The sequence below is a fragment of the Halorubrum sp. AJ67 genome (genome assembly GCF_000513435.1).
In genome coordinates this window covers 50,180-60,345 of record NZ_CBVY010000017.1, presented here as the reverse complement: position 1 = coordinate 60,345, position 10,166 = coordinate 50,180, and the positions used below count along the sequence as shown (strand labels likewise).

The following is a 10,166-nucleotide window of genomic DNA, read 5'->3' as shown; positions in this document are numbered from 1 at the left end:
TCAGCATTGTCCTTTTTCTAGGGCTTGTTGCGGCGGTTTTCGTCGGGTTCAATATTGGTGGATCCTCTACCGGAATCGCGTGGGGACCGGCAGTTGGCGCACGTATCCTCTCGAAGACGGCGGCCGGCGCGTTGATGACGTTCTTCGTATTTCTCGGCGGGATAACGGTCGGACGAAACGTAATGGACACGCTCGCCGGGGATATTATTTCGATCCCGATCACGCTTGAAGCCGGTGTCGGTGTGCTGTTTTTCATCGGTCTCGGCATTCTCATCGCGAACGTCTTCGGCGTGCCAGTCCCGACCTCGATGACGACGGTCGCGTCCATCGCCGGGCTCGGACTTGCGACCGGAACACTCAATTACGAGACAATCGGCTCCATCGTCTCGTGGTGGATCGTCACGCCAATTATCGGCTTCTGGATCGGTGCGATAATCGGACGGTACGTGTATCCGGAACTCGAACGACGGTACGCGATCGAGGTCTCCGACGGGCCGCTTCTCAGCCTCGATCGAAGCGGTCGGATTCCACGCCCCACATACGGACCGAATACGGATCGACGAGAGTTTGTAAGTACGGTAGCCGTGCTGATGATCGGCTGTTATATGGCGTTTAGTGCGGGTGCGAGTAACGTCCCGAACGCAGTCGCGCCGCTCGTGAGTAGTAACGCGATCGATGAGGTGAACGCGATCGCTCTTGCAACGGTCGCGATAGGAATCGGCGGGTTCACAATCGCCCGTCGGACTATGGAGTCGGTCGGAACCGAACTGAGTGATATCCCGCTTTTGGCCGCGCTCATCGTGATGTCGACCGCTGCCACGATTACGACCGCGCTCTCAGCCGCGGGAATCCCGATCAGCCTTGTGATGGCGATGGTAATGACGATCGTCGGGCTTGGATGGGGTCGAGCAACCCGACCCGTTACAGCCCGGGACGCGTTGGGGGGTCAGACACAAAACCCGATTGCTACTGGTGCCATCACCGCGGACAACGGGGACACTGCGAGACCCATCGGCCAACCGGAGTCGAGAAAGGCCCTCAATACCGGAAACCTGTTCAACCCGCGAGCAATCCTGAAGTACGTCTCGATGTGGATCCTCGGTCCGTCAGTGGCTCTGGCCCTGTCGTACGCGTTCTTCGTCGTGGTGCCGTTCGTCGGATGACCCTCGCTGCCGGAGGTCCCACGTCGATATCCCTGGGTACAATCAGGACACTACACCGCCGATCACTCGGTTTCATCACTGGTCGACGCGTAGAGGGCCTATGACATCTCGTGTGCTGGTGCCGATGGACGACTCGGAGATGGCGGAGCGCGCGCTCCGGTACGCGCTCAAGGTACACTCGGACGCCGAGATCACCGTGCTCCACGTTGTCGGTGGGCCGTCGTCGATGATGGGCCGTGCGACTGGAATCGCTCTCGCCGACGATCCTCAAGCGGCGGCACAGGAACAGGCGAGTGACCTATTAGACCGCGCTCACGAGATCGCCGCCGAGTCCGACAGCGAGATCGAGACGATTGTCAGGGTCGGTCACCCGGCCCGAGCGGTAATAAACCTGAGCGAGGAATTCGACGCGGTCGTCATTGGGAGCCACGGCGGCAGCCTCGCGGACCGGCTACTCGTCGGCAACGTCGCGGAGAAGATCGTTCGCCGATCGGCAGCGCCGGTGACCGTCGTTAGGTAGCTCATTGTCACGTTCTCGACTTTCGGTACTGTCTCTAGACCCAGTTGGTTACGGAGTACTGATCGACACTTGAGGTACTTGATCAGTGCTGTCTCATGCTCCAACCTGTGGAGTTCTTTCAGGACAAACACGCGAAAGAGGGTATCCATCTCGCAGTGGGTCGCCCCCGTGTAGCGGTCGTGCGTGTTGTATTCGAAATATGCCAGCGGGAGTGAACAGATGAATTCCCCAGCCGAGTCGTGACTCTCATGTCTGAACCACATCTCTGAGATTGTTCAGACATCAGATTCCAGTCCAGCAAGCGACGTCCGCTCGTACAATGGCGACATCCCGTAGACTGGCCAGCCGGCATACGAGTGTTGCGCGATGTATCGAAAGACAGCTCGACGAGATTCGTCCGTTGGAGGCACTGTTTCAGATGAGTCAAATACAGCTCAAAACTCCTCTAAATATCACGAAAAATCGAATACAGACCGACATTGGGGTGTATCTTATAGTCACTTCCTGTATAGTTAGTCTACTCTTCAAGCGGACTTCGAACGGTCAAAACCGGTTGGTTGGCCTTTCGCATGACGCTCGTCGCAACGCTTCCCATCACGAATCGGTCGAGTCCGGACCGTCCATGCGTTCCAAGAACGACGAGATCTACACCCTGACTGGTCGCGTACTCACTGATCTCACGCTCTGGTTTTCCCTCACGAGTAACCGGAACGAGATTGACATCTGCCTGCGCAGCGTGGGCTCGGGCCGCTTGAAGCACTGACTCACTTTCCCGTTCGAGAAGGTCACGTAGGGCCCCGGAATTCCCGAATCTGCTCTCTATCACGTAGAGTCCGTGTACCGTCGCATCGAACGCGTTCGCGAGGGAAAACGCATACGTGCTCGCGTGTTGGGCGCTTTCACTCCCATCGATAGCAACGAGGATATCCTGAATCTCTGGAGCAACCTCCTCTTCTTGTGATCGGACCGTAAGGACGGGGATCGACGCATTCTGAGCCACTTGCTCGGCAATAGACTCGCGTAAGAACCGAACGAGGCGTCCACGAGAGTGCGCACCCAGGACAACTAGATCAACATCATTCGCGTCACTATAGTCGAGAATTGCTTCGGTCGGGTGGCCACTCGTTATCGACGTTCGTACCGCAATGTTATCGGATTCGCATGCCGCAACGACTGTCTCAAGTGTCGATTCGGCTGTCGTTCTCAGTTCCGAGTCGAGTCGTTCCGAAACAGACCCATCCCCGTCGCCATCACTGAGGCCCCCGTTTTCGAGTACGAATAGCGCGTGTATCTCCGCATCGAACGCGTTCGCGAGTACCTGTGCGTATTGCTGTGCACGCTGACTCGTATCGCTGTCGTCTACGGGCAGCAGTATTTGGTCGAACATATGTTCCTCTTAGATCCCCCAGAAGAAGGCTATTCCGAGGGTGGTGACTACTGAGAGTAGCAGTTGTAGCGGTGCACCGACTTTGAAGAAGTCTGCGAACGTGTAGCCGCCGGGGCCGTACACGAACAGATTCGTCTGGTAGCCGATGGGCGTCAGAAACGCCGTGGAGGCAGCGAAGGTTACTGCGAGCACGAACGCGAACGGGTTCGTACCGATTTGTGCTGCCGACGCGGCCGCGACCGGGATCATCAACACGACGCTGGCGTTATTCGAAATGACGCTCGTGATGAGGCCCGTCGCGATATAGAACAACCATAAGACGAGTATCACGGGCAGGAACTCCGCGGAGGCGGAGACGAGATTCCCGAGGAGCCTCGCTGCGCCGGTCTGTTCGAGCGCGATCCCAAGCGGGATAACGCCCGCTAAGAGGAAGATCACGTCCCAGTCAACCGAATCGTACAGCTCGTTCGGCTTGAGTACCCCCGTTACGACCATCGCCACAACGCCGGCAAGCGCAGTCACGAGGATGTCCTGTTGTGCCGCAGCGAGCATCGTGAACTGCTCGACGCCAGTCAGCGACGCGAGACCGTTCCCGAGAAATTCCCAGGGCATGGCGACGAACCCGACAACGCCGAACATAATGGCGATCGCATGCGGGATCTTGTCCGTCCGATAGTCCGGGTCGTCGGCCTCGTGTGCGAGGATGAAGTCGCGGTTCTGGGCAAGCCGGTCGATACTGTCGGTATCGGCCTGAATCAGAAGCGTGTCCCCTGCCCGGATTTTGATGTTCTCCATACGATCACGGATGAGTTCCCCGCGGCTTCGGAGTGCGAGAACGTTGCCGTCGTAGCGCTCTCGGAAGGTCGAACTCGTGAGCGTCTCCCCGACGAGAAACGACCGCGATGGGATGACGACTTCGACGATGGACTGGTCGTTGGTCTGCTCAGGTTCGAGTTCTTCATCCGTCTCGACCGAGCCCTCGATGGCGAGGTCGTCGGCGTTAGCGAGCTGCTCAAGCGTGTCCCTGCCCGCTCGGATGAGTAGGGTGTCATTGGCGTGAATCTGTTTGCGTGCCAGTGGTTCGGTGAAGCGTTCACCGTCGCGGATGAGTTGGAGGATATCAGCGTCCCGTCTCGGCCTCATCGATGGCTGTTTCAACGGTTTGCCCGACCAGCGGCGAATGCTCTCGGACGACGACTTCCGGCGAGATAGTCTGCGATTTCGTATTCTTCGACGTAGTCATCTTCGACTGGCACACGTTCGGGCAGCAGTCGGTGCCCGATAGTGAGGAGGTAAACTGAGCCCGTGATGAGGACGATGACGCCGAGGATGGTGAACTCGAAGAAATCGAACGCGTGAAGTTCGGGGTACTCGCCCGAGAGACGAGCTGCCGTGTCGCTGGCGAGGATGTTCGTCGAGGTACCGATGAGTGTGAGCGTCCCGCCAAGCATCGACGCGAACGACAGGGGAATAAGCAGTTTCGATGGAGAGGTCTTCCCCTTATGCGCGATGTCAGAGATAACCGGCACGAGGATCGCAACGACCGGTGTGTTGTTGATAAATCCCGACGTGGGTCCCGCAACACCGATAGTGGCGAGGAGCTGTTTGTTGAGGCTGTCACCAGCGAACGAGGAGATTTTCCGGCCGATAATCTGGACGACACCCGTCTGGCTGATTCCTGCACTCAGAATGAGCATCGCCAGCACCGTGATCGTCGCCGAGCTAGAGAATCCAGAGATACCCTCCGCGGGGGTGATCTGCGTCCAGGGTTCGAGGACGATCAGCGTGACCATAATACCGATAGCGGTCACGTCGATAGGGAGCCATTCGGTAACAAACATCACTATCGCCCCGAGGATAATGAGTAGGACGACGAGCATATCGGGTGTGAGGCCCGCAGGCAACATCGCCTGCAAGACTGTCACGGGAAGAGAGGAAATCATATCTATACTTTGGAAGGTTGGGGTTAAAAACGCCTCTATAAGGTATGTCGATAGTTGAACTGGGGTATATTCACGACAGATTGGATCTATCAGTTAGGATGTATCGTCCGCATAGCCCAGGAAAAACGGCTCCTCTCGTTCCAGTAGACGATTCGGAGATGGCCGAGCGAGCTGTTCGATATGCCCTTGAAGCACATCCAGATACTGAGATCACGGTCCTCCACGTTGTCGGGGAACCGTCCCCGATGATGGGAAAGGCAATGAGTCTCGCGCTGGAGGACGACATTGAGCAGGCTGCCGAAGAGCATGTATCAGCGGTTCTTGAGTGTGCACATGATATAGCAGACCAGTTTGATACGGAGATCACGACAGATGTCGCGTGGGGAACCCCAGCGAAAGTAACCATCAATCGAGCTGAGGTGTTCGATACGGTAATTATCAGCAGTCACAGGGGAACATTAGCTGACCGGCTCTTTGTCGAGAATGTGGCTCAGAAGGTGTTCCGGCGCTCACCAGTGCCGGTGACAGTCGTCTGTTGAGGATATCTCGAGGGCCAGATTTGCTTCCGAATATCGCAAGTTGATCTCTGTATACATTGAGAAGGTCAGTCTCAACTACCATATTAGGTGTCGATCCAGTTTTATGGGGGTTGCGATGCCCTTTTATATCAGCTGAACCCCCTTTCGTTTCCAGTCGAAATCGCAGGAAGGCGTAGAGTCCCCGGTAATCTTATTAACATCGGGGAATTAGAGACATGCGCCTACGTAGCGGTGGGTAGTCTATTGCTACCCACCAAACCGCCACGCTCAGTAGCTGTAGGTGTCGTTCTCACACAGGGTATCAGCAGTGAATCCTGCCGAACATTCCTATATAAAAGGTTACGGTAGCGGGGTGAAAGTTAAAACGAAACCACCACCCCCCGTTACTTATACTTACTGTCGAACAGAACTACCATCCGGCAAAAGATTTTTTAATGGGGGTCAGCTACGCTTGGACGGGTTGGTATCCCACCGCTACGTAGGCATCCCCTGCCCACCGCGCGCCGAGCGCGGCAGGGGGACGGCGGGAATTACCACGACCGCTGAGAGAGTCGGGGCGACCGGCGATGATCTCTCCGGCATGCTCGCCCGCAGACGGACCGAACGCTCGGGCCGCGAGTGACACGTCTGTGTCGCTCATCCCGTACCCGAGTCCGTCATAGCGGCGGCTGCAGCCTTACGGTCGGCCCAACGTTGCCGGGTCAAAGGCGACGGGAGATTACACATGAGTGACGATCCCGCCAACGGTACGACCGAAGTTGTAGAGCTCGACGACCTCGCTGAGTCCATCCAGAGCGGCCAGGACATCATCGAGTCTGTCGAAGACGATATTCCCGCGAACGCACTCGTCGCCCTCGAGACTGTCGAGGACGATGTGGAAGGCCTAGAGGACACCGTGGAGCACGTCGACGGGACTCTCCCCAGCGACTTCGAAGCGGATGTCCAAGCCACGCAGGACGACGTCAACGACCTGCAGGAGGCGCTCACGACTGGCGGCGTCGACCCCAACCTCTTCCGCAAGGTAGAGGATCTTGAGGACACCATCGAAACCATTGAGGACCGCGCCGTCGACGCACGCGACCAGTACGGTGTGAAAGTCGACAACGCCCCCGTCGAGTTCTTCGACGAGGCCACCCCGACCGCCGAGTCAATCCTCTCGCGGTTCGGCAAGAACACCGACGACGCACTCGTCGAGGTCGGCACTGAGAACACCTACAGCGGCACGGACGAGGTGGACCTCAGTGACCCTGGCGTCGAACGGTTCACAAGCCAGCCCCGCACTCCAGGCAACGCCTGACATGGCCGTCGACGAAGACCAGACTGCCACGGAGGCGGGCGACAGCGACGGGTACGGGGGTAACTACAACGAGACGTGCCCGATCCCGCCGGCCACCGTTCCAGACGAGCGTCTGGATGACGACTTCAAAGGCGCTGTACACGCGCTCAGGCGCGAGCGCGACAGCACACATGGCCAGCCGACCGTCGTCGACACCGACGGTAACCAGGCGCTGATCTGGCTTGGCGAGTACGACCTCCACACATACTGCGAGCGATGGGACGACTCTAGCGCAGAGCTCTACATACTCGTCGACCAGTCGTTTGACGGGAGCGACCCACACTGGGTCATCATGGCGCCCGCCGTTACCGTCGACGGCCAGGATGTCGGCGACATCCAATGCCGTAGTACGTTCGCAGACCCAAATGGCAGCCACTACGACAAGGTCGAGAAAGTTCTGGAGGTCGCTGACGAAGACAGTGGGATAGCGTTCAGTTGGCGGTGGGCAAAAATGAACCGCCAGCCGACGCGGATGCGTGACCTCGCTGATGCCCACACTCTCGTGCAGTTTCTCCTGCGGCTGGACGAAACGGAGGGAACAGCATGAGCGGCCGCGACGACGCGCTCCCAGATCCCTATCCTGTCGGGGATGCTGCGGAGTTCCATGTTGCCATGACCCAGGATGTCCAGCAGACGCTGTACGGCCACCTCCGACCTGAGTACGCTGATCGGCAGCCAGGGGGGTCCGAGTACCAGCCCGACCGCTACGAACAGGGCGTGATTACGACGCTCACGCGCAGCACTGGTGACTCCCGAGTCACGTACATCGTCGACGACGTCGTCCCGCCCCAGACAGAGAACGATGTCCATGTCCGGGACGGGAGCCTGAAGCTCAGTTCGGCATACCGAGCGCGAGCAGCGACTACCATCGAGCACGACCCGCGGAAGGGTATCGCATACTTCCACTCTCATCCGGGATGGAGCGCGTATCCCTCCAAGCCGGACCTAGAGGCAGACCCGATGCGGCTTGAATCCAACGCCGAACGTCTCGGGGCCGACCGTCCATTCGGCGCCGGCATCATCGCAAGCAAACCTCGGCGGGAAACCGACCAGCCGGAGTGGAGCTTCCGCGCCTACGACTTCACTACCGGCAGCCCCCCAGAGAAGACGGAGGCAACCGCCGTGCGCGTGCTCGGTACGTCGCCCGTCGAGAAGCTTCGGGACGGGCCATTCCTCGAAAAGTTCGAGACCACGTTCAGCGCACAGGGGCCCGCCGGTCCCGGCCTCGGGTCGGGGATGGTCGCCCACGACAGCACGCTCGAACTGTGGGGTGAACGTGGGCAGGCCCGCCTCAGTGGTATCCGCGTGGCCGTCGTCGGGTGTGGCGGTGTCGGGTCACTACTCGCTGAGCAGATCGCACGCCTAGGCGTTGGTGGCGCCATATTCGTCGACTTCGATCACCTGAAGGAGGCAAACCTGAACCGCGCCTACGGCGCGTCCCGCGAGGACGCCCGGTCGAACGTCCGGAAGGCCGAGCTCGCCCGTAACATCGCCGAGGAGGCTGCGACAGCACCTGGATTCCAAGCACGAGCAGTCCACGGCAGCATCGTCGAGGATGCCAACAACGACCACAGTGCGCTCGGCGCAGTGCTGGACTGTGACATCATCCTGAACGCCGCGGACCCGCACTGGGTCCAGAAAGTCGTCGACCGGGTAGCCTACGCCCACCTCATACCCGTTGTCTCCGGTGGGACACATCTTCAAGTCGACGAGGAGACTGACAAGCTCGCGGCGGGTGCGCGGTCGACAGTCGAGACCGCTGGCCCAGGTATGGCATGCCTCCACTGCCTCGGAGCGTGGAAGCAGGGCGACCGACGATCTGGGGTCGTCCGGGACCGACAGCCACCTCAGGACCGCGCGGACAACGGTGGGCTGTACGTACAACGGGAACCCGGCGAGGCTGACGACGGCAGCGACGAGCTGCGTGACCCAAGCGTCGTGACGACGAACGGACTGGTGGCGTCGCTAATGATGGAGCGGTTCCAGGCGCTCGTCGTCGGGACGTCGACGTCGACGTTCGCGGGCCGCCAGGTCTACCGACCGAGCACGGGGGAGATACAGTGGCAGACGGCAGACGGCGACCGCCGCACCCGCTGTAAGGACGACTGCGAGAAGGGCCGAACAGTCGGTCTCGGCGACTACGTCGACCTAGACACCGGCGAAGACCACGACCTCCGCGTGGAGAACCCCGACGTTCGCTAGAGCGTCGGCTACTTTAGGCCGTTAATCGAATCCTAAAATTGGATGGCCGAGAAGCCCTCATTAACACAATGTCAACTACTGTTGGAACAGGAAAGTGGGGGTCAGTATAGTAGACGGATTCTTCGCCGTATCAATTTCACAGACCAATAAGAATATTACCCGTGCCAAATTATCCTGTAGTAACAGGAGCAGAGATCACACTATGTCCCCCACTATCACATTCGGCCAAAGTGCGGCTGAAACAGTGGCCAGTGAATTCGGGCTTGATGTCAGAGAAGATGGCTATCTCGTCGACGAAGAAGGAGATCCCGTCATTCCTAGTGGGAGCGATGAGCCGATGACTCTCGAGGAGTTTTCCGGGACAGGTGTTGGTTCTCGGGTTTTCATAAAGGACGATTTCAACTCCGTCTCAGAATACGTCGAAGAGCACCGTTCCGACATCTGAGATGGCAGATAGCGGAGAAGAAGAAAACGCAAACCTTGTTGAGACAGCTATCCGGTTAGTCCGATCTGAGCAAGTTATCGCAGTCAAGGACCGGATTTTCGAGGTTGCTACGAGGGGTTTCAGGGCAGTATTTTCCCATACGATCTCTGCTGACGAAGGGCCGAAGACGATCTACAATCAGGATATTCTAGAACACCCTGAGCAAGAGATAAAGATCGTCGAGAAGGGTGAGAGCGTTGAACCCTTCCAAGAAATTGAAGTCGATGGGGAAACAGTCATCGAGCTCAACCTCGACGCCTTTAGTGAGGAAGGCAAGCGAGAAATTCTGGACGAGATCATACCAACGGAATCTGACCAAGGGCGGTTTCTCAAACACGAACAGGAGCAAGAGTTCGAGGTCGCTGAACAGGCCCGAAAAGATGAGAAGACCAACGAGATTTTAGATTACTTCTCATCGTATCTCTCTTCTCGCCAGCTGAAGCTACTACGTAGAAGCCAAAGTATCCGTATTGCCTGGGAAAGAGAAGATCGATATACTCCCCGGCGAACGATACAAAAATGGAAGAACGATCTGAAGCAACAATTTGGCGACTCCGCCAATATTGTCTCAAACTTCTGTAGCTCTGGGTAC

Annotated in this window: 9 protein-coding genes and 1 pseudogene; 8 read left to right on the top strand and 2 right to left on the bottom strand. The window is 58.1% G+C overall.

Annotated elements, in window-relative coordinates; genetic code table 11:
- The first annotated feature begins 5 nt into the window (after window positions 1-5).
- Window positions 6-1,163, top strand: a complete 1,158-nt coding sequence (locus BN903_RS12610) for an inorganic phosphate transporter (RefSeq protein ID WP_048078063.1) — start codon at window positions 6-8, stop codon at window positions 1,161-1,163.
- 100 nt (window positions 1,164-1,263) lie between these two features.
- Window positions 1,264-1,683 carry a universal stress protein gene (locus BN903_RS12605; protein ID WP_048078062.1) on the top strand — a complete coding sequence of 140 codons (420 nt, stop codon included), beginning with the start codon at window positions 1,264-1,266 and terminating at the stop codon, window positions 1,681-1,683.
- Between the two features lie 517 nt (window positions 1,684-2,200).
- Here the strand turns inward: BN903_RS12605 and BN903_RS12600 are convergent.
- Both BN903_RS12600 and BN903_RS12595 read right to left on the bottom strand, forming a co-directional pair.
- A complete protein-coding gene (locus tag BN903_RS12600) occupies window positions 2,201-3,070 on the bottom strand; it encodes a universal stress protein (RefSeq protein ID WP_048078061.1) in 870 nt (289 codons plus the stop codon).
- A 9-nt stretch (window positions 3,071-3,079) separates the two neighbouring features.
- A pseudogene (locus tag BN903_RS12595) lies at window positions 3,080-5,013 on the bottom strand (SLC13 family permease).
- Between the two features lie 98 nt (window positions 5,014-5,111).
- On the opposite strand from BN903_RS12595, the gene BN903_RS16065 reads away from it, so the two are divergent.
- From BN903_RS16065 to BN903_RS17580, 6 genes are all read left to right on the top strand, one after another.
- Window positions 5,112-5,552 (top strand): universal stress protein, encoded by a 441-nt coding sequence (locus BN903_RS16065; protein ID WP_079890666.1) that lies wholly within the window; start codon window positions 5,112-5,114, stop codon window positions 5,550-5,552.
- Window positions 5,553-6,276: 724 nt separating this feature from the next.
- Complete coding sequence (locus tag BN903_RS12585; RefSeq protein ID WP_048078059.1) at window positions 6,277-6,849, top strand: hypothetical protein; 573 nt, start codon at window positions 6,277-6,279, stop codon at window positions 6,847-6,849.
- A 1-nt stretch (window position 6,850) separates the two neighbouring features.
- The gene (locus BN903_RS12580; protein WP_048078058.1) at window positions 6,851-7,435 is read left to right on the top strand and encodes a hypothetical protein; all 585 of its coding nucleotides are present in this window, start codon (window positions 6,851-6,853) and stop codon (window positions 7,433-7,435) included.
- Window positions 7,432-9,090 carry a ThiF family adenylyltransferase gene (locus BN903_RS12575; RefSeq protein ID WP_048078057.1) on the top strand — a complete coding sequence of 553 codons (1,659 nt, stop codon included), beginning with the start codon at window positions 7,432-7,434 and terminating at the stop codon, window positions 9,088-9,090. The genes BN903_RS12580 and BN903_RS12575 overlap by 4 nt, the downstream gene beginning before the upstream one ends.
- A gap of 244 nt (window positions 9,091-9,334) precedes the next feature.
- Window positions 9,335-9,535, top strand: a complete 201-nt coding sequence (locus BN903_RS12570; RefSeq protein WP_154018138.1) for a hypothetical protein — start codon at window positions 9,335-9,337, stop codon at window positions 9,533-9,535.
- Window position 9,536: 1 nt separating this feature from the next.
- The coding region (locus BN903_RS17580) for a hypothetical protein (RefSeq protein WP_048078055.1) at window positions 9,537-10,166 on the top strand (630 nt) is incomplete at its 3' end.